At 54.0% G+C, this 24,498-nt stretch carries 17 protein-coding genes and 1 riboswitch; of the genes, 10 read left to right on the top strand and 7 right to left on the bottom strand.

All coding sequences use genetic code 11. From position 1 onward, the window contains the following. Positions 1-89: 89 nt before the first annotated feature. Complete coding sequence (locus GC101_RS30045; protein WP_171720325.1) at positions 90-542, bottom strand: rhodanese-like domain-containing protein; 453 nt, start codon at positions 540-542, stop codon at positions 90-92. A gap of 118 nt (positions 543-660) precedes the next feature. On the opposite strand from GC101_RS30045, the gene GC101_RS30040 reads away from it, so the two are divergent. Continuing rightward, positions 661-1,542 (top strand): LysR family transcriptional regulator, encoded by an 882-nt coding sequence (locus GC101_RS30040; RefSeq protein WP_171720324.1) that lies wholly within the window; start codon positions 661-663, stop codon positions 1,540-1,542. A 133-nt stretch (positions 1,543-1,675) separates the two neighbouring features. Here the strand turns inward: GC101_RS30040 and GC101_RS30035 are convergent, their stop codons facing one another. Next, complete coding sequence (locus tag GC101_RS30035) at positions 1,676-3,988, bottom strand: TPM domain-containing protein (RefSeq protein WP_171720323.1); 2,313 nt, start codon at positions 3,986-3,988, stop codon at positions 1,676-1,678. Between the two features lie 228 nt (positions 3,989-4,216). After that, complete coding sequence (locus tag GC101_RS30030; RefSeq protein WP_171720322.1) at positions 4,217-4,360, bottom strand: hypothetical protein; 144 nt, start codon at positions 4,358-4,360, stop codon at positions 4,217-4,219. Between the two features lie 389 nt (positions 4,361-4,749). Between GC101_RS30030 and GC101_RS30025 the strand changes: the two genes are divergently transcribed. After that, complete coding sequence (locus tag GC101_RS30025) at positions 4,750-7,890, top strand: EAL domain-containing protein (protein WP_171720321.1); 3,141 nt, start codon at positions 4,750-4,752, stop codon at positions 7,888-7,890. Between the two features lie 92 nt (positions 7,891-7,982). Here GC101_RS30025 and GC101_RS30020 read toward each other — a convergent pair whose 3' ends face one another. After that, on the bottom strand, positions 7,983-9,077 hold the full coding sequence (locus GC101_RS30020) for a GGDEF domain-containing protein (protein ID WP_171720320.1): 1,095 nt from the start codon (positions 9,075-9,077) through the stop codon (positions 7,983-7,985). Between the two features lie 215 nt (positions 9,078-9,292). Beyond that, a riboswitch (purine riboswitch) is annotated at positions 9,293-9,392 on the top strand. Between the two features lie 124 nt (positions 9,393-9,516). Between GC101_RS30020 and GC101_RS30015 the strand changes: the two genes are divergently transcribed. The 3 genes from GC101_RS30015 to GC101_RS30005 all read left to right on the top strand — a co-directional run bounded on the left by GC101_RS30015 (position 9,517) and on the right by GC101_RS30005 (position 13,056). Then, complete coding sequence (locus GC101_RS30015) at positions 9,517-10,980, top strand: NAD(P)/FAD-dependent oxidoreductase (protein ID WP_171720319.1); 1,464 nt, start codon at positions 9,517-9,519, stop codon at positions 10,978-10,980. Positions 10,981-11,539: 559 nt separating this feature from the next. Further along, positions 11,540-12,424: a methyl-accepting chemotaxis protein gene (locus GC101_RS30010; RefSeq protein ID WP_246354585.1), complete on the top strand. Its 885-nt coding sequence runs from the start codon at positions 11,540-11,542 to the stop codon at positions 12,422-12,424. Between the two features lie 5 nt (positions 12,425-12,429). Further along, positions 12,430-13,056: a PDC sensor domain-containing protein gene (locus GC101_RS30005; protein WP_171720317.1), complete on the top strand. Its 627-nt coding sequence runs from the start codon at positions 12,430-12,432 to the stop codon at positions 13,054-13,056. 140 nt (positions 13,057-13,196) lie between these two features. Here GC101_RS30005 and GC101_RS30000 read toward each other — a convergent pair whose 3' ends face one another. Beyond that, complete coding sequence (locus GC101_RS30000; protein WP_171720316.1) at positions 13,197-13,775, bottom strand: nucleotidyltransferase family protein; 579 nt, start codon at positions 13,773-13,775, stop codon at positions 13,197-13,199. 206 nt (positions 13,776-13,981) lie between these two features. On the opposite strand from GC101_RS30000, the gene GC101_RS29995 reads away from it, so the two are divergent. The 5 genes from GC101_RS29995 (at position 13,982) to GC101_RS29975 (ending at position 19,719) form a co-directional block, all read left to right on the top strand. Beyond that, entirely contained in the window at positions 13,982-15,586 is a 1,605-nt protein-coding gene (locus GC101_RS29995) for a LytS/YhcK type 5TM receptor domain-containing protein (protein ID WP_171720419.1), read from the top strand. Beyond that, positions 15,583-16,314 (top strand): LytR/AlgR family response regulator transcription factor, encoded by a 732-nt coding sequence (locus GC101_RS29990; protein ID WP_171720315.1) that lies wholly within the window; start codon positions 15,583-15,585, stop codon positions 16,312-16,314. The genes GC101_RS29995 and GC101_RS29990 overlap by 4 nt, the downstream gene beginning before the upstream one ends. A 135-nt stretch (positions 16,315-16,449) precedes the next feature. Further along, the gene (locus GC101_RS29985) at positions 16,450-17,718 is read left to right on the top strand and encodes an L-lactate MFS transporter (RefSeq protein WP_171720314.1); all 1,269 of its coding nucleotides are present in this window, start codon (positions 16,450-16,452) and stop codon (positions 17,716-17,718) included. 475 nt (positions 17,719-18,193) lie between these two features. Further along, positions 18,194-18,775, top strand: coding sequence for an RNA polymerase sigma factor (locus tag GC101_RS29980; RefSeq protein WP_216626805.1), 582 nt, complete (start codon positions 18,194-18,196; stop codon positions 18,773-18,775). After that, complete coding sequence (locus GC101_RS29975; protein ID WP_171720312.1) at positions 18,736-19,719, top strand: hypothetical protein; 984 nt, start codon at positions 18,736-18,738, stop codon at positions 19,717-19,719. Before GC101_RS29980 ends, GC101_RS29975 begins: the two co-directional genes overlap by 40 nt. A 463-nt stretch (positions 19,720-20,182) precedes the next feature. Here the strand turns inward: GC101_RS29975 and odhB are convergent, their stop codons facing one another. Together odhB and GC101_RS29965 are read right to left on the bottom strand one after the other, a co-directional pair. Further along, on the bottom strand, positions 20,183-21,469 hold the full coding sequence (gene odhB, locus GC101_RS29970; protein ID WP_171720311.1) for a 2-oxoglutarate dehydrogenase complex dihydrolipoyllysine-residue succinyltransferase: 1,287 nt from the start codon (positions 21,467-21,469) through the stop codon (positions 20,183-20,185). A gap of 58 nt (positions 21,470-21,527) precedes the next feature. Continuing rightward, on the bottom strand, positions 21,528-24,395 hold the full coding sequence (locus GC101_RS29965) for a 2-oxoglutarate dehydrogenase E1 component (RefSeq protein WP_171720310.1): 2,868 nt from the start codon (positions 24,393-24,395) through the stop codon (positions 21,528-21,530). Between the last annotated feature and the right edge of the window lie 103 nt (positions 24,396-24,498).

The following is a 24,498-nucleotide window of genomic DNA, read 5'->3' as shown; positions in this document are numbered from 1 at the left end:
CCTTCTTTGCTGCTGATTTTCTTAATTTCATAAAATGATAAAAAGCTGCGTCTCTCACGGAAATATCCGCTTAGGGGAAAGGCTCCGCACTATTGTGATCCGGCAGGCATGCTATAGTACAGCGGCGCTTCCTCCTGCAGGTTGCCCTCCAGTCTGCCCCCTTCCTTGCGCCAATACTCGATACCGCCCAGCATCTCCTTAACGAGGTAGCCCTGGGCAGCCAGTCTGGCTGCAGCTTTACTGGCTCCATTGCACGCGGGTCCCCAGCAATACAGAATGAGTACATCATCTGTGGGCAGCTCCGGAGAAGTGTGGTTTATCCGCCCGGAGGGCAGGGAGAGGGCTCCCGGCAGGTGAGCCTCTTCATATGAACGGGCATCGCGGACATCGACCAGCTGAAAGCCGGTGATCCCTTCACGCAGATCGTAAGCCACATCGGCCACATCGGTCTCGAATGCTGCTTTGGCCGTGAAATAGCGTAACGCATCTGCGGAGGCCGCTGCCGGAGCAGCCAGTACTTGAGATTTCGCCTGTAGTTTCATTGCGGAGTCCTCCTTGGTTAAACGGGTTGGTTTTATTATATAGGGGAACTATAATTGGAGTTATCTATAGTCTGTGATACTAAATATCGAATATATTGATAATTCAGGAGAGCTGTGTATGGAATTAACCTATTTGCGGACCTTTTGTACAGTGGCAGACCATGGAAGTTATACCCGGGCGGCAGAAGTGCTGGGATACGCACAATCGAGTGTGACGGCGCAGATCGCCAAGCTGGAGGAGCTGTACGGAGCTATTCTGCTGGAGCGTTCGGGCAGGGGGATGATTCCAACCTTCGCCGGCAGCAATCTGCTCCCGTATGCCCGGCAGATGCTGGCGCTGAGTGCGGAAGCCAAAGGGATAATCTCCGGCGGTGATCAGGGAGTGCTGAATATTGGAGCCATTGAGACGCTGGCCGCATATTATCTGCCTCACCGGCTGCACCGGTACCGGGAGCAGCATACCGGAATGCAGCTGCGGGTACAGCCCGGCTCTGAAGAAGATATCATCGCCGCAGTCAAAGATAAAACCGCCCATTTCGGTCTGATCTTCGATGTTCCGTATGCGTCGGGGGAACTGGTCACTCTGCCGCTGCGGGAGGAGCAGCTGTATGTGATCACCCATCCGGAGCATCCCTTGGCAGCCGAAAAGGCGGTTACCCCGGAGCATCTGGAGGGGGAACCGCTGGTGCTGACAGAGAGTACCTGCACTTACCGGAAGCAGCTGCTGCATGTGCTCAGGGAATCCGGTATAACTGCGCGTGTGGATATGGAGTTTGGGAATCTCGAGGGGATCAAGCAGGCGGTGAAGCACAGCTGGGGGACGGCCTTTCTGCCGCGGTATGCGGTAGAAGAGGAGCTGCGTACCGGCGTGTTAACCGGAATTCCCCTGGCCGGGCAGCTGGAGCCGTTCTATATTCAGCTTATCTACCGCAAGGAGCAGCGGCTATCCCCTGTATTCATGGAGTTCATTGCCCATATGCAGCTGCAGGAGCCTGTATAACACATCTTACATTCTCAGCATCAGCCACCCCGGGACTTACTTATACAGGTTCTTCAGAAAAATACGGCTTCAGCCATAAACACTGGCTGAAGCCGTATTAGATATGTCTATGCCGCTCCCGGCAATCCGCCGTCTACCACTTGGAGCCGCCGGAAGAGTTCCTGCCGGACTTGCCTCCGCCCCAGGAAGAGCCGCCCGACGACCGGCCTCCGCCGCCCCAGGAGGAGCCGCCGGAGGAACGTCCGCCGCCGAATCCGCCCGAGGAGGGCGGCCCGGAGGACATCCGCTTGCGGGCCTGTTCTCTGCGCTGCTGTTCCCGCATCATTGCCAGGCGGGCCGCCCGCTCTGCCTCTTCCTTCTGGCGGACAAGCCGGTTCGCTTCCTCCACGAAGCTGGAAATCTGCGAGGCATAAGAACGTCCTGTACTCTCCAGTTCATCCAGATTGTATGGACGGGCGGACAGGCGCTGCTCCAGCTCGGCATACTCCGGCAGCAGGGACAGCTGGAAGCGGCTCTGTGCAGCAATACCTCTGCTATGCAGCAGATTCTGTGCCGCATCGACCCGGCTCTGCCCTTCCGCGAACAGCCTTCTCAGGCTGTCCAGACGTTCGTACAGAGAGCTCAGACTGCTGTCGATACTGCTGAATTTGCCCTCAGTCTCGTCCTGCAGCGTTAGCAGCCGGTCAAGTCCGTTACGCGCATTCTCATATTCACCCCGTGCATCGCTGGTCCAGGTCTCAATCTGCGGCACTTCGCCTGCGCCTTGCCGCAGTGCGGCGCCGGTCTCCTCAAGCGTCTGCTCCAGACTGTCCAGATGCTGGCGGACGAACTGGTTCCCCGCCTCGGTGAGCTTGCCCTGCAGCTCATTGCGCCGCTGGGTCAAGCTGCCCCACTTGCTGCGCACCGTCTCCAGATCTGCACGGTTGCTCTGCCGGATCATGGCCTGGCGCTCCGTCATGGCAACGGCTTCAGCCAGCAGCGCGTCCAGCGCCGCACCGATCCGCCGCACCTCATCCATGTCGCCGCTGCGCAGCGGCGCCTCAAGGGACCCGGCGGCAGCGGAAGCCTGCTCCAGACTGTCATAGGGCTTAACCTTCATATTGTGCAGGGAGTTCTGCTCAATCAGCCCGGCAATGCGGCTGCGGGCAGCGGCCAGAACCCCGGGGAATGCCTTCAGCTTATCGTCAAAAGCATCTACATCCTGCAGGTCCCGCTCAATCTGCTCCTGGCGCTCCTGCGCCTCTTCGGTAATATCCTGTGCGGCAATCGGGTCAAACAGCTCCAGCTGGTCAGCTTTGGCGGTTTCTGCGGCCAGCTCCTGCAGGTCCTCGGCGATTTCCTGCAGCGGATAGCCGGTCGCTTGGGCCGCCTGCTGCAATTGTCCGTCAAGCTCTGGCGCATCCTGCTTCAATTCGGTGATCCGCTGCTTGACGTTCCGGTCGGCTTCGCTGATGACAGCGATATTCTTCTCTTCCTCTTCAAGCGAGGTGCGGAAATTGCCTTCCGTCTGCTGAAGCTGTTCTGTTGCAGCTTTGAGGGCGGACAGGCGGTAGAAGGGCGGCAGGGCACCTTGCCCGGTGGTCTGCAGCGCTGAGATCTCGACCAGCTGCGAGGTCAGGCGCTTTGATATACCCTCGACCAGTTCTCCGGTCTTGCCCTGCACGATTCCCTGGAAGGGCTGAAGGGATTCGAGGGCGCGATTCGCACGTACCAGCAGGTCAGACAATTGTTCCTGCTGCCTGGCAAGCCCGCTGCGGCGGCGCATTCCTGTAATCAGCACGTACAGCAGGAGCACCAGTAAGGCGGCACCCGCAGCAATAGCGGCGAGCGATAAGAAGGAGAGTCCGCCGCTGCCGGTCTCGGCCGCCCCCGATCCGCTGCTTCCGGCTGTCCCGCCGCTGCCGCCTGATCCGCTACCCGCAGTACCACCTCCAGCAGTACCACCGGCAGCACTGCCCGGTCCGCTGCCTATGGCTTGAAGCTCCTTAATGACAGAGCTGATTCCTGAGGCGAAATCACCGTCTCTGGCATAAGGATTGAAGTAAGTCTCCAGCAGCTTAGTGATTGCCGCGCTTCCCGAAGCTCCTCCAAGGTTCTGCGACCAGGCATTGAGCGAGTTCTGCAGCTCCGGATTATCGAAGTTAATCTCCGTCTGCTGGTCTCCGTAAGCGATCAGAAGCAGGATATCCCGGGTCTTCAAGTTCCAGGTATCGTATACCTCATCTGCATAACTGGCAGGGTACGCGCCGTCAAGAGAGTCTATTGTAAGAATATGGAGAGTATAGCGGTCCGTTGCGGCCATCCGGGTGATAGCTTCCGCTTCCTGGGCAGTAAGTAAGCCGGCTTCATCAGTAACAACTCCCTGCTGTACAGGAATATCCGCAGCATAGACGCCGGGGATCTGGAGCAAGGATAATAGTAAGACCAAGGCGAGGATTTTTCTCAAGTCTGCACACTCCGATCTATGGGCTGTTATTCGTTATATTATGCTAATCATTATATCATTAAACATTCCGGAGACCTCAGATGCAGCCGTCCCGGAATTAGCCCCCGTATACCACAAAAAAAGCCGCATTCCCGTTAAGGAAATGCGGCCGTATACATTCTTCTATAACTAACAGCAATGGCGTCCTTGCCATAGACAGGGAGGCTTAGCTGTTGTGCGCGGAATAATCTACCGGGTTTGCAGACAGAGGATATACTGCAATCTGGACTTGATCTCTTTTTGCCATTTCATATCTCCGACTTTTACAGCAAGATTGAGCAGATCCAGGTAATCGTCAACCTGTAATGCGGTCCGGGTGGTGGCTGCGTTCATGGGTGTTCAGTCTCCTTTTAACTCAGATATAGTCAAGTAATGAATACTAGATATTCAATAATGATAATCATTATCAACCGTTATTGCTATTATCCACATTTTGCTTCCAAAAAGCAATACAAATATAAAGTTTCTTATTTTAAAATATAAGAAGTTATAGGTGCCACCCACTATTCCTTCCTCTATATCCCGCTGAAACAGTACCGTCCTTTAAAAGGCCGGCAAAGTCGCCTCCGCATACTTCTTCGACAATAAATAAACGATTCTGCAGAATTTGCACATTTTATCAGAATTGAAGTGGAACTAGCAGGAACCTTACCATTTTTTGTCGAATACAGCTTCATAATAAATGCGTTTAGCCGATTTTTATGGGACAAAGGAGAATTGCGATGAAGCGGTGTAAACTCTTGCTTCTAATTGGCATCGTGCTCATGATTACACCCCCCGCTGCCGCTCACGCCGAAAGACAGGATATTAAATACCAGGCAGAACTGGAATATCCCCCTTACAAGTACATACAGAACGGATATCTAACAGGCTTTGATATTGATCTGACGAGTATGATTTTTGAGAAACAGGATTATCTTATTCTATACAGCACCGGGGAATGGGAGAGTACATACAGGCTGCTGACCGAGGGCAAGATCGACACGACCGGCCTCATGGCCGTAACCGAGGAGAGAAAGCAGGATACCTTGTTCTCCAGACCTGTGCTGAGGAGCTATATTTCCGTCTATTCCCGCCAGGAGCTTAGTGAAGAAGTGAAGATGGGCACGTTGAAAAATTACAAAATCGGTGTAGGCAAGGGACAGTATTCGGAAACTGTTCTGCAGAATAAGGTGGGAATCTCATCCTCACAATACATAGAATATGCAACCGTACCTGAAGCAGTGGAGGCCCTGCGCAAAGGCGAGATTGATCTGCTGTTCGAGAATCAGGGGGTTGTGGATTACCTGATTGTTGAACAGGGGCTGACCGGAACGATTGTCCGCAAAATGAACAATCTGTATCCTCAGGATGTCGCTTATGGCATCAGCAAGACCAAGCCGGAGCTGGTGTCTTATGTAAATGCCAGACTTGAGCGGCTGGAACGCTCCGGGGCATTCGAAGAGCTGTATCAGCAATATTTCTTCGCTCACTCGGATTATCATCAGTCGATGATCCGTAACAGAATCATATCAGGAGTGGCCATAGGGGCTATCCTGCTGGTATTCGGCGCTGTGCTGCTCCGGATCTATATCCGCCGTCTGCGCCGGACAATTCACTCTGAACAGGAATTCTTCGAGGATGTGATCGAGAATACCGGGATGATCATATGGGCGGTTCATGGAGACAAGCGGAGCGTGCGCTTCAATCAATATGCCGAGAAAATGACCGGGCTTTCAGAGAAGGACGTGCTCGGCGTGAGTATCGATGACCTGCCTGGTCTTGAGGGCGGAGCGGCAGTGCTCCGGGATCTCCTTACCAAAGCGGTCTATCTCGATTATGTGACTAATGTGGAGCTGAAGCTTCCGGAGCATTCTCCGGGTGCGCATTATTTCTCCATCCGCACTACCCTGATCAAGGGGATGGATAATCAGGCAGAGGATATATTTGTCCTGGTCGGGCTTGATATCGATGAACGCAAACAGAACGAACTTAAGCTGCAGCTGAGTTACGAGGAACTGGAATCTACCTATGAGGAGCTTGCGGCAACTGAAGTTGAGCTGCAGGACCAGTTCAACCGGCTGGGCGTCAGTGAACGGCGTTTCCGTCTGGCCTCCGAAGGCTCAGGTGCCTATATGTGGGAGCTCGACTGGGATAGCGGCTTCTACAAGCTCTCGGACCGCTGGTATGAGGTCATGGGCTACACCGAGGAAGAGATTAATTCCTTCGAAGGCGGCGTGCTCAGCATCATTCATCCGGATGATCAGGAATCTGCACGCAAAGCCAGACAGGAGCATCTTACCGGGCTGACTCCGATCTACGAAACCGAGTACCGGATGAAGACCAAGGATGGCGTCTACGTCTGGTTTGAGGTTAGGGGGAAGGCGATTGTGGACCCAAGAGACCAAATCGTACTGTTCCTTGGCTCGCTGATTGATATCAGTAAGCGGAAGCAGGCGGAGTTCAATCTGAACAACAGCTATCAGGAGCTTGAAGCGACCTATGAGCAGCTTACGGCTACGCAGCAGGAGCTTGTAGGGCAATATGAGATGCTGCTGGAGAATCAGAAGAACATGCACCGCCTGGCTTATGTGGATTCGCTCAGCAATCTGCCGAACCGGATCTGTCTGCTGGAGACGATGGAGAATTATTTCCGCCGGCCGGGGGGGAGAGCAGCGCTGCTGTTCGTAGACACAGACAACTTCAAGTATATTAACGATACGCTAGGACATAAATCCGGCGACATTCTGATCCGCAAGGCCAGCGAGCGCCTGCAGTCGGTAGTCCGGGAAGGGGATATGCTCTCCCGGCTTGGCGGCGACGAATTTGTAGTGTTCCTCAAAGACATTGAGAGCCGCGTGGATGTGCTGAATCTGGCCGAGGACATTATGCGCTCCTTCCGCAAATCCTTCCTCATCGGCGAGAGCAACCTGTACGTCTCCTGCAGCATCGGGATCTCCTTCTACCCGGAAGACGGGGAGACGACGGAGGAGATTCTGAAGAATGCTGATGTAGCGATGTACCGGGCCAAAGAAGAAGGAAAAAGCACGTATGTGGTTTATGACAAATCGATGCATACGGCATTTAATGAACGGATGAACATTGAGAAGCATCTGCGGAGTGCCATGAACAATAATGAATTTGAGCTGCATTATCAGCCGCAGGTGCAGATTGAGACGGGACTGATCTCGGGATTCGAGGCTTTGATCCGCTGGAACAGTCCGGTACTTGGTTTTGTCTCTCCGCTCTCCTTCATCAAGATTGCCGAGGATTCCAGGCTGATTATTTATATCGGGGAATGGGTGCTGCGGGAAGCCTGCAAATTCATGAACAGCATCCACCAGCTTACCGGAATCTCTTATAAAATATCAGTGAATATCTCCATTATTCAGCTGCTGCAGGATGATTTCGTGGAGATTGTGCTGGATAGTCTGGAGGAGAGCGGCCTTGCGCCAAGCAGTCTGGAGCTGGAGATTACGGAATCCATATTCATGGAATCGTTCGAGAGCACCGTCAGCAAGCTGGAATTCCTGAAATCACGCGGCATCCGGATTGCGCTGGATGATTTCGGGACGGGGTATTCCTCCTTAAGCTATCTTCAGCAGCTGCCGATCTCGACACTCAAAATGGACAAAATTTTCATTGATTCCCTTGCGGATAAAGCCTTTAGTGAGTCCTTCGTTCAGACGATCATTATTCTGGGGCATAAGATGGGCCTGGATGTTGTAGCCGAGGGCGTGGAGGATGCCAGCCAGCTGGCCTTCCTCAAGGAATCGAATTGCGACAAGGTTCAGGGCTACCTGATCAGCCGGCCGGTGCCGCAGCGCAAAGTAATTGACCTGCTCGTGCCGCAGAAGCGTTATGAAGTAGAACATCTGAATTAGAGCTTATAGATTACATAGTAAAAGCGGGTTCCGGGCATGGATAATATGCCTGCGGACCCGCTTTTTTTGAACTATAAAAAATGTATTTGCAGCTAGAAGATGACGATTTTGTTCTTGCCTGTTTTTTTGGCTTCATACAGGGCATCGTCTGCCTGCTGAAAAGTGGAGCTCTTCGAATCCGTTCCATCATAATCATGCATGCCGATGCTGACCGTAACCGATTTATTCTCCATTTCATTAATGGGCAGGCCGGCAATTCCGGTTAGGATCTTGTCCATAATCCGCACGGAATCCTCCAGCGGCTTGGCCGTCAGAATGATAACGAACTCTTCACCCCCGTACCGGGCGGCGAAGTCATCCGATCCGATATGCTGCAGCATGACTGCAGCTACTTGCTTCAGTACAATATCGCCAACCCAGTGGCCATACTGGTCATTTACTTTTTTGAAATTGTCGATATCGAGAACCGCCAGCTGCAGGGGAAAAGGATTGTTCTGCTGATGCTCAATCAGCCAGCCCAGATATTCATGAAAGGTCTTGTGATTGTACAAGTCGGTCAAGGGGTCAATCTTGGACAGCCTGTCCATAATAATATTCTGAATGCGCAGATCCTGCTCCGACTTCACCGAATTCTCCAGTGACTGCATTAGATCCCGTCCCCGTGCAATGACGCCGAACCCGGCTAGAGAAGTTCCTGCAAAGATAAGGGTGATAATAATGTTCTGGATGCGCAGGGTATAGTCATAGGTGGCTGTGTTGAGGAACAGCATAATGATATAGATCAGGCAAATAATTGAGGAAGCCTTCAGATAATTGTCCTTCAGATAGATCATGGATACCAGCAGCGGAAGCAGCATAATCAGCGGCTTCACATGAAACTCCGTGCTCAGATTCATGATCATCAGAATGCCGTACAGATGGCTTGCGACAATAATTGAGAACTCGGACATCAGCGGTTTCCATTTATGTACAACCTCGAGAATCAGAAGCAAGACGAGCAGTATGGAGTCGGGGATCAATATGTGGTTAATGAAATATTGCCCGCCTGAGAGCTCAGGCCGGTGGCCCCACATGGATAGGGCAACAAATAGCTGGCTTGCCAGATAAACAAACAGGACCATCCAAAAGGTATTGAGGAGGACACGGTTCCAGTACATTTGGCGAGGAGTTGGCGGTGGGATGTGCATAAGATGTTCCTCTTTTCCAGTGGCAATATACTTATATATTCGACAATTATCCCGTTTTTCCTCCCTAATCCGATACTGTGATCATTGTTCGTGTTTTGGTGATTAACACTAGGTATATATAGCTAATCATGCTGATATAATGATGCAAACACGAATTATTAATGCGATATATCCTTGACACATTCGCATAATTTCTGTAGAATTCCAATTGGCTCACAATAATGAGCTAAGCTGTTCGTATATCCTCAATGATAAGGTTTGGGGGTTTCTACAGGGGACCGTAAATTCCTGGCTACGAATAGGGTGCATTTTGCATACCTATGAAGAGGTCGGGATTTTTGTGCTGTTTGCGTAAGTGAATTTATATTTATCGCAGAAACAGAGCAGCCCTTATCCACTGCAGGGGCAGCCGTTTCATCCTGGGAGGAACAGAGAACCTATGAGTAAATATGATGTGATTGTTGTTGGAGCCGGTCCGGCCGGAATATTCGCCTGCTATGAATTGACACTTAAAGCGCCGGAACTGAAGATCCTGCTGGTGGACAAGGGCCATGATATCTACCGACGGAATTGCCCGATTCTCGAGGAGAAAATCAAGCTCTGCCCTCCGGCTTCGGGCCGTAAGGAATTCGCCGGGTGTCTGCCGGCCTGTTCGATTACTGCAGGCTTTGGCGGTGCGGGTGCGTATAGTGACGGCAAATTCAACATCACGACCGAGTTCGGCGGCTGGATGACCGATTATCTGCCTCCTTCCAGGGTGATGGAGCTGATTGAATATGTTGACGGCATCAACCTGGAGCACGGGGCCACGCCGGTTATTACCGATCCGACTACCGAGAGCATCCGCGGGATTGAGCAGCGGGGGTACGCGGCTGGGCTTAAGCTGCTGCGTGCGCAGGTCCGCCATCTGGGAACAGAACAGAACCTGGAAATCCTGAAATCCATATACGAATATTTGAAGACGCGCATTGATATGCTGTACAAGACAGAGGTAGAAGATATTGTTACCGTCAAGGAGAACGGTGCACTTCGCATTACGGGCATTACCTTGAAGAACGGTGAGAGCCATGAGGCGGATCAGGTAATGATTGCTCCGGGACGTGACGGATCTGCCTGGCTGACTGCGGTGCTGAAGAAACGCCGGCTCAAAATGTACAACAACCAGGTGGATGTTGGGGTGCGCGTGGAAACCTCTGATGTGGTAATGCGTGAGATTAACGAGCATCTCTATGAGGGAAAATTCGTCTTCAATACATCTGTGGGGACACGGGTCCGCACCTTCTGCAGCAACCCTTCAGGACATGTTGTCGTGGAGAACCACAGCGGAGTGATGGCAGCGAACGGACACTCCTACAAGGACCCGGCGCTTGGCTCCAAGAATACCAACTTTGCCCTCCTGGTCTCCCATACCTTCACCGAGCCGTTCGATAAACCGAATGAATATGCCCGGGAAATCTGTAAGCGGGCCAATGATCTGTCCAGCGGCGGTGTGATCGTGCAGAAGTACGGCGATATCCTGCGCGGCCGCCGTTCCACGGAGACACGGATCAAGGAAGGGTTCCTTGAGCCCACGCTGAAGGAAGCGGTGCCTGGCGATCTGGGTCTGGTCCTGCCGTACATCACGATGAAGAGCCTGATTGAAATGGTCGAGGCACTGGAGAAGGTTACACCGGGTATTGCCTCCGAGCATACGCTGTTCTACGGAGTTGAGGCGAAGTTCTATTCTGCCCGGCCTAAGCTGACAGAGCAATTCGAGACCGAGATCTCCGGGCTCTACTGCGGCGGTGACGGTGCAGGCATTACCCGCGGCCTTGCACAGGCCGGAGCGGCCGGAGTATGGATCGCCCGGGGAATGATGGCTAAGATTAAACAAGAGGGCAACATGCAACCGGCAGTTCTATAGAACCGCCCGGGTGAATACCGGAAGGACAGCCTTACACGCAGAAGCTGCGGTGTACACGGCTGTCCTTTTTTTGGGAGGTTATATGTTGGAGTCTGAACCTCTTCGGGCGCCCAACCCAACCCAACCCAACCCAACCAATACTCCTCGGTTTCAACTGTTTTACCGGTTTGTTGAGTCTGGAGGATATGCGGGAGCGGGAAAATTGGAGCTAATCAGCTTGAAAAGGTAGTGGGAGCAGAAATAGATGGATTTCCTCCACTTGCTGATGAGCGAAAAGGCGCTGCCAAACCAATAGTTGGAAAAAGAACACTTAAATTACCCCAATTCAGCCAAAGTAGCGAAAACTAACATAAATAGGTGCTGTTAATCCACTTGCTTCCGTTCATTCGTAAGAAACGAGCAAATTAAGATACATTTATCCACTTGTTGTGGCAGGCGCGGGGCAGAGTGGAGCGGAACGCCGTAAGTGGAGGATAGGCATAGAAATGGTTTCCTTAATTTTACTCTGCTGATATAATGTTAGAATACATAACATGATAGAGTGGAGTGAACGTTGAAGATGGGTATTCGCCGGGGGAAGGCCGTTCTAGTCGTTGTTTTACTGCTGCTTGTAGGTGTGTACAGCTTATGGGTTGATATGTACTGGATACATAAGGTTATCTATCTGCTGCTAATGGCGGCGCTCGGCGGACTTGCGCTGGACAGCTATTACGGCGGAGTCCTCAAGGACCGGCAGCTGGCGGAATCCCGGGGCAAGGTGGAGCTGCTGGGCAATGAGATTGTTGTCACCTCGGACCGGCTGCATGGGGCGCTCGAAGAAATTAGCCGCCACACGGAAGGGCTTCAGCAGACTGCAGACTATTCACATGCATACGAAGTGGATTTGCAGACGCGCAGTAATGAGGCTAAGGCCAATATTGAGGGTGCTTTTGCCACCATGGGCGGAGTAGCGGCAGTGACGCAGCATATAGAGGAACTGACCGGGAAGCTGGGGGCGACCATGCAGACGACTCGCTCAGGAATGGTTGAAATGGTGGATTCACTGAAGAATACAGATGAGGTCATGGAGGAGCTGCAGGAGCAGAGCGGAGACATGCTGAACAAATTCACGACGCTTAGCGGCCATATTGCCATGGTGGAGGAGATTAACTCGCTGATTGTCGGTATTGTCAACGAAACCTCGCTGCTGGCGCTCAACGCTTCTATTGAAGCTGCGCGGGCGGGTGAGCAGGGTCGGGGCTTCGCGGTAGTAGCAAGCCGGATCAGGCAGTTAGCCGACCAGAGCCGGAGTTCGGTAGAGCGCTCCACGGAGGTGCTGCTCGATATCAATAACGGAGTGCGGCAGGTGCTGGAGTCGGTTACGAAAGAGCAGTCGGCAGTTGAGCACGGTGTGAATGAAGTAGCAACCGTGAAGCGGCGTCTCGCGATATCTCGGACAGAATAGAAGAGGTGGGGGCGGCGGTAAGTGAATCGGTCGCTGCGGCTGCGCGGCAGAGCAGGCTGATTGATGAGGTGACAGCCGAACTTAGCGGTGCAGTGGGTATTGTCAACGAGACCATCGCAGGTGTGGACCTGACGCTGGAGCAGGTCACCCGGCAGCGGTCCCAGATCGGCCAGCTGAATAATATCAGCGCCAGCCTGCTCATGGAGTCGCAATCCCTGCAGCAATCAGTGAATGCAATTGCGGGGCGCGGGGTGATTGAGATGAGCGGGTACGAGGGACGGCTGCAGGAAATGCAGGTATTGCTGGAGGAGCTCTCAGCTAAGCAGGAGCTGTATTCACCGGATGCGGACAGTCACAGCAGCGTCCTTGCTTCCTGTATCCGTAAGGTTCCGGATGTGCAGGCGATCTGGTCCAACCGGACGGATGGCACGTTCATTTACTCCGAGCCTGCGGCAGGACTCCTGAATGCCAAACGCCGTGACTGGTGGAACGGGGCCATGAATGAAGGCCAGTACGTCTCGCAGCCGTATGTTTCGGCGATTACCAAACGTTCCTGCATTACGCTCTCCAGAGCGATTAAGGATGGCCGCGGAGAGATTGTAGGTGTGGTGGGGATAGATCTGGCGGTGTAAACTAGAGTGTTTCGGCGGGATTGCTGAGGAAGAATAACTGTACGAAGCAGATAACATTGTCTTGTAAAAAAGAGCAGCAGGCTGCCCCGGTCAGGGAGTACCTGCTGCTCTTTGCGGGTTGTACCGGGTCTCGGCCCGGACTAGGTAGCGTCAGCCGGGAGGCTGCGCAGCCCGCTCCAGATGCTCTGCCAGTTCTTGCCTGCAATCCGCTTCTCATAAATAGGCAGCAAATGCGGATGGGCGGCGAAGTAAGGCGAGGGCCGCAATACCAGCTGAATGACATCCGAAATTCCATGAGGGGCGGCCAGAATTATTTCCCCATTTCCGTCCAGGGAGAGTCCAAGCGCCGTTGCCGTCTCGGGGAATTTGGACATGCCGTCTGTGGACGAGTAATAGGGCGGCAGGTTATTGACGGTATGCATCCTGGCCTGATTCTTGACTGACCAGGGGATTCCGGGATACCGGCGCTTCAGCTGGGCTTCCCAGGATTTCTCCACTTCCTCCCGCAGGTCGCCGGGGTCATAATAGATCACATCAATATCCGCGAGGGGTGTCCTCTCCGTAAAACCATGCTGCACATCCCAGATCTTCGACCGCACAAATCCGGCGCAGACCCACCAGTCCGGTAATTGCAAAGTTCCGGCAGCCTTCAGAATATCCATCATCCAGGCATCTCCCATCACCTGCCGGAGAATGTCTGCTTCACTGGTTATTATCATTGTATAATCGCTTCTTTCTCTGCTGAAATGAAGACAATAATCCATTATAGCCCGGATGGAGCGGAAAGTGTATGCTGCGCAGAGGGCCTTTTTTTCTGAAAAATAAGGCTTTATAATGGACCGATAGATTGTCCGATGGGGGCGTGAATGTGCAACATAACCTGAGTATTCTGCTGCAATTGTTTGAGCGGGCAGCGCTGCTGCTGATGTGTCTGTTCGTACTGACCCGGCTGCCGCGCTTTAAAGAGATTTTTGCCAAAGGGGTATATGCGCCTCAGGAGCTGGCGATTGTAACGGTGATCTTCAGCCTGTTCGCCATCTTCGGAACCTACAGCGGGATTAATGTGGAAGGGTCGCTGGTCAATGTGCGGATTATCGCCATTATGGCTGGCGGGATTCTCTTCGGCCCCTGGGTCGGGCTGATTACCGGGATCATCTCGGGGGTGCACCGTTTCCTGATTGATATCGGCGGGGTCACCTCGCTTCCGTGTCTGATTACAAGCATCACAGCAGGGCTTGTATCGGGGATCATCTACCGGCGCACCTCACCTGAACGACGCTGGATCGCCGGTATCGCGGCCGGGATGGCCTGTGAGGCGCTGACGATGGCGCTGATTCTGATTATGGCGGACCCTTATTCGCTGGGTGTGGATATTGTGTCGAAGATTGCTTTTCCGATGATTATCGGTCAGATCAGTGTCGGGCTGATTATTACGCTCGTGCAGAGTGTCGAAGGGGAGAAGGAACGGATTGCGGCTAAGCAGTCCAAGCTTGCGCTGGATATTGCCAACAAGACGCTTCCGTATTTCCGCAATATTAATCCAGAGTCGCTGCGTACCATCTGCGGGATTATCCAGGAGGATATCGGAGCGGATGCGGTGGCGATTACCGATACACGGTTCATTCTGGCCTATGTCGGTGTCGGTGAAGAGTATTATGCCGAGGCCAATGAGATTATCAGTGAAGAGACCAAGCAGACGCTGAAGAGCGGCGAGATTACCATCCGCGATGACGATACCGAGTACATGAACCGGGGCATCCGCTCGCTGATCATTATTCCGCTGAAGGAGAAGGGTGAAGTGACGGGGGCGCTCAAGATTTACTACACCAATGCGCATAAAATCACCTATTCCCTGCAGGCAATGGCAGTCGGGCTGTCGCAGATCATCTCTACACTAATGGAGGTTTCGCGGGTGGAGGGAATCAAGGAGATGGCCAACAAAGCTGAACTGAAGGCGCTGCAGACGAGCATCAACCCCCATTTTCTGTTCAATGCGCTGAATGCCATTATCTCCTCGATCCGGATCGATCCGGACAAGGCGCGCGAGCTGATCGTCAACCTGTCGGGGTATATGAGATATAATCTGGAGCTGACCGATGAGTCCATTGATATCCGCCGGGAGCTGCAGCAGGTCCAGCATTATGTGGAGATTGAGAAGGCCCGCTTCGGCAGCCGCCTGACCGTTCTGTACGATATTGATGAGGTGGCGGTGCGTATTCCGAGTCTGATTATTCAGCCACTGGTGGAGAACGCGATTGTCCATGGGATTTTGAAGGAGAAGGGCAATGGTACTGTGGATATTTCAGTCAAAGACCACGGGGACAGCGTAAGGGTAAGAATTGCCGACACCGGAGCGGGAATTAGTGAAGAGACGATTGCCAAGGTCTACAGCGGCAGCATGGAAGGTAACAAAATCGGACTGTACAACGTGCACCAGCGGGTGAAGCTGATCTATGGCACGGGTCTGACGATCCACCGGCTTGCCAAGGGTACGGAAATTTACTTTGATGTGATAAAGGAGCAGCGATGAGAGCGATAATTGTCGAGGATGAAGTGCTGGCGAGGCAGGAGCTTGCTTTTCTGATACAGGCACACAGCAGTTTCAAGATTGCCGCCGAGTTCGAAGACGGGCTGGATGCGCTGAAGTATCTGCAGACGGATACGGTGGATGTGATTTTTCTGGATATCAATATTCCATCGGTTGACGGCGTGCTGCTGGCCCATAATATTAGCCGTTTCGCGGTCAAGCCCTATATTGTGTTCATCACAGCCTATAAGGAGCATGCCGCCGAGGCGTTCGAGATCGAAGCGTTCGACTATATCCTGAAGCCTTACAGCGAGACGCGGATCAAAGCGATGCTGCAGAAGCTGGAGGGGGCCATTGCGGCCGGGAGCCGCCAGGGGGAAGAAGAGCCGGTCAAGCTCAGCAGCGGTAAGGTCAATCTGTGGAAAAATGAAAAGATCATCGTCGTCGATACGGACGAGATCTACTATGCTTCGGCGCAGGAGAAAACAACGAGCGTCATTACCAAAGATGAGGAGTACAGCATGGCCTTAAGCATCAGCGAATTCCATAGCCGCCTGCCGCAGGAGCAGTTCTTCCGCTGCCACCGTTCGTATCTCGTCAATCTGTCCAAGATCAAGGAAATCATCCCCTGGTTCAACAACACCTATCTGCTCCGGCTGCGTGATTTGGACTTCGAAGTGCCGGTCAGCCGCGGCAAGGTGAAGGAATTCAGGCAGATCATGCGCCTCTAGCGGCAGTTCATTCCCCGTTTGCGTCATCTCATTCCGGATTTCTCTTAAGTCAGCATCTTTTCGCTACAATGAAGAGGCAAAGCAAGCCTTGAAGCGACTTTGGAAGCGATATTAGAGAGAAAGAGGGAATCACCCATGACTACGACTACGCCAGGCAGCAAGCGGTGGCTCATCGTGCTAGGTACAGTGATTATGCAAATGGGACTCGGTACAATCTACACCTGGAGCTTGTTCAATGCCCATCTTGTCAGCAAATTCGGCTGGGAGCTCAGCTCTGTTTCGATAACTTTTTCCATCACCAGCTTTGCCCTGGCCTTCGCGACACTATTCGCGGGGAAACTGCAGGACCGGTTCGGCCTCCGCAGACTGACCGCTGCTGCCGGGATTATGCTGGGGCTTGGTCTGATTCTAAGTTCGCAGGCCAGCTCCCTCCCGATGTTCTACCTGCTGGCCGGCGTAGTTGTCGGGTACGCGGACGGAACAGCGTATATTACTTCACTATCCAACTTAATTAAGTGGTTCCCGAAGAACAAGGGACTGATCTCCGGAGTATCCGTAGGTGCTTACGGTACGGGTAGTCTGATCTTCAAATATATCAACGGCAGCCTGATTGAGTCGGCGGGCGTGTCGAATGCTTTTCTGTACTGGGGCTTCATGGTGATGATTATGATCGTAATCGGCTCAATGCTGGTCCGGGAAGCGCCGGTGGCGGCCCCCGCATCGGCGGCTATGGCTGCCGGGAATCGCATGAAGACAGCCGCTGGAGCTGTTATCGCGCCGAAAGACTACACTGTTAAAGAAATGCTCCGCACGAAGGAAGCTTACCTGCTGTTCGTGATCTTCTTCACCGCCTGTATGAGCGGCCTCTATCTGATCGGCATCGTGAAGGATATCGGTGTGCAGCTGGCCGGACTGGATGTTGCGGCAGCAGCGAATGCTGTAGCGATGATCGCGATCTTCAATACGGCCGGGCGCCTGATTCTGGGTGCATTATCCGACCGCATGAGCCGCTTGAAGCTGATTAGTGTAACGCTGGCTGTTACGGCGGTAGCGATGTTTACTCTCAGCTACGCCACCCTCAGCTACGGTATATTCTTCACCTGTGTGGCGGCGATCGCCTTCTGCTTCGGAGGTAATATTACCGTGTTCCCGGCGATTGTCAGCGACTTCTTCGGCCTGAAGAACCACAGCAAGAACTATGGCGTTGTCTATCAGGGCTTCGGCATCGGTGCGTTGTCCGGCTCGTTCATCGCCGCATTCCTGGGCGGGTTCAAGCCTACGTTCATCGTAATTGGTCTGCTGTGTATCCTGGCCTGCATCCTGGCGGTTTCCCTGAAGCCTCCGGTAGCAGGGCAGGCAAAAGTAAAGGGAATGAGCCTGAAGCCTTCACGGCATACGGCTTAACCATATAGAGATTGATGTTGGCTTGAAAGAAACAGAGACAAAGAGTGTCGTAGAGAAAGAGAATGGCAGACCAAGAGTGCTGTAAAGTAAGAGAATGACGGGCAGCGAGTGTTGTAGAGAAAGTGTGCTGTAAAAAAGAGTGCTGTAAAAAAGAGTGCTGAAGACCAAGAGACTGGTTTCGGAGAAGAGATGTCCATACTTCCGCGTGAGCGGAGGGGGAGGTCTCTTTTTTTTCTGTGGAGAGGGGTAAGAGTCCGGAGGGGGCCGGATGAGAGGTGGAAGGTGCATAAATCAGCCTTCGATAAATCTGCTAAAGTTATATTATATTGGATTGAAAGACTACATAGGATGAAGCCCGTACAACCGTTTTTACTCGAATAAAGTTGTGCCGGTAGGCACTTTTTGCAGAAGTCAGGTGTTATAAAGATATACAAGCCAGGAGGTGAGGGCAACGTCACAGGAGAATATGCCGGATATGCGGCAGGTAGAGGCGGTCATTATCAGGGTTCAACAAGGGGAGCAGGAATCCTTTGCGTTCATTGTGGATGCTTTTCAGCAGCCGGTTTACCGGTATTGCTGCCGGATGCTGGGGAACAGGCAGGATGCCGAGGATGCTGTGCAGGATGTGCTGGTCAAAGCCTATCAATCTATCAGAGGGTACAAGCCTACGGTTAGCTTCTCGGCATGGCTGTACCGGATTGCCGGCAATCATTGTCTGAACCTGCTGCGCCGGCGGCGGATGCAGGGGCACTTCCTGCGGGTGTTCCGTCCCGATACGGCGGCAGCGGCCGGTCCGGAGCAGACGCTGGAAGAGCGGCTATACAGTCCGGCGCTGGAGGCTGCACTTGGACGGTTATCGCTGGAGGAACGGAATTTGCTTGTTCTGCGGGTATTTGAAGAGCAGACCTTTCTGGAGATCAGCGCAATTCTCAACATTACGCCTAATGCGCTGCATAAAAGGATGGAGCGGATCAAACGAAAAGTGCGGGAAACGATGCAAGCGGAGGAGGGGATATCATGGAACGGGCAGGAATCGGCAATGAGTACCAAGATATAAGAGACGCTGCAGTCCGTGAAGAGCAGCTATCCGTGATTGAGGTTACTGATAGAGTTATGGCCCGTGTGCGGGGGACTGAACAGAAGCGGAGTCCGCGCGGGATCAGATTCGCCGGTAAAACGGCTGCGTTCACAGGGATGCTGGTTATGCTGCTGCTGATCACAGTAACAGCCTACGCTGCCTCGGAGTATATTCAGATCCGGAATAAGGCAGGCGAGGTGAAGGTGCAGCATCGAGCAGAAAACCCCAATCCGGGAGCGGCTGCTCCGTATTACGAATATTTGTGGAAGCTGATGGACTTTGCCAAACCCGGGGAACTGATCGCTTATTTCAATAGAGGAGAAAAACTTCCGGAAGGAGCGGAGCCGGCACTGCAGTTTACAAGCAAGGAGCTGCGTCTGACCGATTACCCGGCTTTTCTGGGAGAGATGAACAAATTGAAGACGCCTGTATTGCCCAAGGAAGCCGGAGGTTATGAATTTAAGTATGGCACGATACACCCCGGTTCACCTTTAGCCGCGGAACGCGATGGAAATCCGCTCTACCGTCAGACTCTTGACGAACTGTTGGCTGAGGCGAAGCAGGATACCGGCCGCAATCTGTTCATGAAGGCGATCCCGTGGACCGAAGCGGCTTCTATTGGCGGCAAGTATACCAGAGAAGGGGCGGTCATCGAAATAGGGGCTACCCTGCTGCATGGGGGTAATGTGCAGGTCATGCTAAGGCCGGAGGTGGCCGCAGAGAAGCTGGAGGTAGAGGGCCGTGAGATCGTATACAATCACGCCAACAAGCCAGAGGTGCGGCCGGATATAAGCTACCATTACCTGAACTGGTACAGTGAGCAGCAGGATGCGTATTATATTGTCACCACCTACGGTGACCGGAAGCTGACCAAGGAACAGCTGCTGGATTTGGCGGGTGAATTGATCCGGGGCGGGCTGTAGGCGGCGGTTCTGGGGAGTGATTTTGTTAAGTTCAGTCTATACAGGCATAAATGTTGTACGTACTGCAACATTGGTTCATAAATACCGGCTGTTCAGGAGGATTGTTGTATGAAATACAACAATAGCTTCGTTAATCGGCCTGGAACGAGGGAATTGCTGCATTTTGTGCAACAATTATAGATTTAGGCCGTGTTATTGAGGGAAATGTTGTATTCTGTGCAGGATTGTAATAAGCACTCCATGTGCAAAGGATGAATCGGGCAACTCTTGCTTAAACAGCAGCCGGAAGTCCAAATATTCATCGTTGAGCAGCCAGCAGCTTAAGTGAATAGATTGAATTCAATTTAGGTATTAAAAGGTATTCAAAAAGGAATCCAAAAAGGCATCCATAGAGCGAATACGCTCTATGGATGCCTTTGGTGTTCACACGTATGAGGAATGAAGGATGCCGCGGGAGGAGGGCTTAGCCCTCCAACAGCAGCGCTTCAGGGTCTTCCAGTAATTCCTTGACCTTGACGAGGAAGCCTACCGCCTCTGAACCGTCCACAATCCGGTGATCGTACGATAAGGCGACATACATCATCGGACGGTTAGCTGTCCGCTCTTCATCCAAGGCGATCGGACGAAGCTGGATCTTATGCATGCCGAGGATGCCGACCTGCGGCGTATTGAGGATCGGCGTAGACAGCAGAGAACCGAATACACCACCGTTGGTGATCGTGAAGGTACCGCCCTGCAGCTCCGGCAGACTGAGCGTGTTGGCGCGCGCTTTGGAGGCGAGCTCGCCGATCTTGCGCTCGATTTCCGGGAAGCTGAGCCGGTCGGCATCGCGGACGACCGGCACGACCAGGCCTTCTTTGGCAGCTACGGCAATGCCGATGTCATAGTATTTCTTCAGCAGGAGATCCTCGCCGTCGATCTCGGCATTCAGCAGCGGATAAGCCTTGAGTGCACCGATCACGGCTTTGGTGAAGAAGGACATGAAGCCGAGTCCGACCTCATGCTTCTCTTTGAAGGCATCCTTGCGGCGTTTGCGGATGTCGAGAATAGCGGTCATGTCCACCTCGTTGAAGGTGGTCAGCATGGCAGCCGTCTGCTGCGCTTCGACCAGGCGGCTGGCAATCGTCAGCCGTCTGCGCGACATGCGCTTGCGCTCGGTCGCTTTGCCGTCCTCCGCGTGCGGCGCCTTGCCCGCCGGCGCGGGCGGCTTCACCGGCTCCGGCCGCGCCGCCGCAGGCGCAGCGGCCTCCGGCACGGCTGCGCCATGGCCGTTCACATCGGCCTGGCCGATCCGGCCGATGGGGTCGCGGGCACTGACCTCGCCGAGGTCGATGCCCCGCTCCCGGGCCAGCTTGCGCGCCCCCGGCGAAGCCAGGGCCGCAGTCCCTGCCACCGCACCTTCGGAGGCGGCAGGAGCACTTGCCGCTTCCGGCTTACCGCCGTCAGAGGCGCTGCCGCCCGCCGCTGCGCTCGTCGCTTCCGGCTTGCCTCCGCCTCCGGCTACTGCCGCACCGTCGGCGCTGCCGATAATGCCGATAGCTTCGCCAACGGCAACGTTCTCGCCCGCCTGGCGCAGGATGGAGGAGATGACACCATCCTCCTCCGCACTGATCTCCAGGTTGACCTTGTCGGTCTCAAGCTCCGCGAGCACATCGCCCTGGCCGACAGTGTCGCCCTCTTTAACCAGCCATTTGTAGATCGTTCCTTCGGAAATGGATTCGCCCAAATCGGGTACTTTAATTTCGGACACAGGCCGTTACCTCCCCAAATATAGTAGTTTACGTTATCGAGAGACCGCCTTGCTGCTGTCAGGAAGACGGTACAGGTGCTTGTACTTGAGCGTTTAGTTTCAGGGCTTCTCTAACGATGCGCCGCTGCTCGAAGCTGTGCACATCCGCGTAACCGCTGGCCGGGCTGGAGCGCTCCGGACGGCCGATATACTGGACGGTAACATTCTGCGGGGCAATGGCGCGCAGCCGGGGTTCGGCGTAGCTCCAGCCGCCCATATTCTTCGGTTCCTCCTGCACCCAGATGATTTCCTGCAGGGAACGGAACGAACTGAGATGTGCGCCAAGCTCGCGTTCCGGGAACGGGTACAACTGCTCCAGGCGGAGAATATGCAGCCAGGAGAAGTCCTGTCCGCGGGCGGCCTCCAGCTCTGTCTGCAGGTCGATGGCGACCTTGCCGCTGCATACCACCAGGCGCTTGACCTCTTCGGGCTTGCTGCCGAGCAGCGGTTCCGGAAGCACCGGCTGGAAGCTGCCGGAGGCGAGATCAGCACCGGCCGAGGTGCTGCGCGGATTGCGGATCAGGCTCTTCGGTGCCATGATTACCAGCGGCCGGGCATCGGGCTGTCCGCAGAGTGCAGCCTGACGGCGCAGCAGATGGAAATATTGGGCCGCGCAGGTCAGGTTCGCTACGGTCCAGTTCTCCTCGGCGGAGAGCTGCAGATAACGTTCCAGCCTGCCGCTGGAGTGTTCCGGTCCCTGGCCTTCATATCCATGCGGCAGCAGAATCGCAAGATTGCTGCGCTGTGTCCACTTGGCGCGTCCGGCGGAGATGAACTGGTCGATAATGACCTGGGCGGCATTGGCGAAATCGCCGTATTGCGCTTCCCAGAGCACGAAGGTCTCCGGTGCGAACACATTATAGCCGTATTCATAGCCGAGTACAGAGGCTTCTGACAGCGGGCTGTTGTAGACGCCGAAGGAGGCGCGGGAATCCTTAAGCTGGTGAAGAGGAGAGAAGAGCTCCCCGCTCTCACTGTCATGCAGGACAAGGTGGCGGTGAGCGAAGGTGCCGCGCTGTGAATCCTGTCCGCTGAGGCGGATCGGCGTGCCGTCCTTCAGAATGGTAGCGAAGGCCAGGGTCTCAGCCAGCGCCCAGTCTACCCGCTCGCCGTCATTCAGCGCATCCTTGCGCCGCTGCAGAATCCGCTCCAGCTTCGGATAGACTGTGAAGCCGGCCGGTACGCTCAGCAGCTCACGGTTAATCTCCTGGAGGCTGGCCAGCGGAACCGCTGTAGGGCGGTGCACCGGTGTTCCCGTATCCAGAACGACCGAAGTCTTGGACTCGGCGTTCTTCTGTTTCCCTTCCTTCATCTGCTCGAAGGCCTGCTGCAGCACATTCTCGGCTTCGGCAATCATGTTCTTCACCTCATCGGCTGTAACAACCTTCTCGCGCTGCAGGCGTTCCGCATAAACGCGGTAGACGGTAGGGTGGTTGCGGACCTTGCCATAAACCACCGGCTGGGTGGTTTCCGGATCATCCATCTCATTATGGCCGTGGCGGCGGTACCCGATCAGATCAATCAGGAAATCCTTCTTGAACAAATGGCGGTAAGCGCTGGCCATACGGACGGCTGCAATACAGGCTTCGGGGTCATCGGCATTGACATGCACTACCGGGATCTCATAGCCCTTCGCCAGATCACTTGCATAATGCGTGGAACGGGAATCTTCACTTTCGGTGGTGAAGCCGATCCGGTTATTGACGATAATATGCACAGTGCCGCCATTCTGATAACCTGTCAATTTGCCGATATTAAGTGTTTCCGCAACAATGCCTTCACCAGGGAAGGCGGCATCGCCATGCATAAGCACGGCCATGGCTTTGTTCGTATTCAGCTTAGGCAGGCCGGGGGTACCCCGTTCCTCCTGGGCTGCACGCGTGAAGCCTTCAACGACCGGATTCACGAACTCGAGATGGCTCGGGTTGTTCGCAAGCGTGATGCGGGTACGCACGGTTTCGCCTTCACGGACGGCCCGGTCAGCGCCTAGATGGTATTTCACATCACCGCTCCAGCCATAGGTGACACCCATGGAGCCTTCGGACGGGAAGAGCTCCTTGTTCGGCGAATGATGGAATTCCGAGAAAATAATATCATAAGGTTTGCCCAGGATGTGGGCAAGCACATTAAGTCTTCCGCGGTGGGCCATACCCATCAGGATATGCTCTGCGCCGTCATGTGCGGCAGCGCGGACAATTTCATCCAGCATAGGCACGAGGGCATCATTGCCCTCCAGGCTGAAGCGCTTCTGGCCGACGAAGGTCTTGTGCAGGAAGGTCTCGAACTGCTCTACCTGGATCAGGCGTTTCAGCAGCTCTTTGCGTTCCGCATTATTCAGTGGAGCAGGCGACGTTGTGGATTCCGCCTGGCTGTTGAGCCAGCGCAGCTCACGCTCGTCATGCACATGCCCGAATTCATAGGCGATGGTCTGTGTGTAGGCCTGGCGCATTCTGTGAACGGCATCCATAGCGGTATGCACACCCTCGGGGGCATTCTCCCAGATCAGTGAAGCCGGCAGGGCATTCAGATCTTCGCGCGTCAGCTCATAGGTCTCGATCTCCAGCCATTTCGCCATCGGGTTGGTGCTCCGCTCCAGCGGATCGATATCGGCAGCCATATGGCCGTATATTCGGATGTTAGCCATTAGCTTGGAAGCTTTAACGGCTTTCTTGAGCCACTCTGTATCTCCTGAGATGGCGGGGGGAGGCGTCTTGACGGCATCCGGAGCCAGGGGAGGCGGACCGGATACTGTGAACAGGTCGCGGTAATGATGCTCTACGGAAGTGGGATCCTTGACAAACTGCTCGTATTTCTCCTGAATGTAGCCCAGATTGGGACCGTAATACTTGCTCCAGACAGATTCGTTATAGGGCTCTTTGACGGCCATGAGTAGGTCCTCCTAACGGATAAACTCCACATGCGGTATATTAGGAACACCGCTTAGCGGAGCTGCGATGTTTGCGGTTTCATTCTCATCCTATTGTGCTACT

The organism is Paenibacillus phytohabitans (assembly GCF_013141775.1).
Lineage (GTDB): Bacteria > Bacillota > Bacilli > Paenibacillales > Paenibacillaceae > Paenibacillus_AQ > Paenibacillus_AQ phytohabitans.
This window is presented reverse-complemented; position numbering and strand designations above follow the sequence as displayed.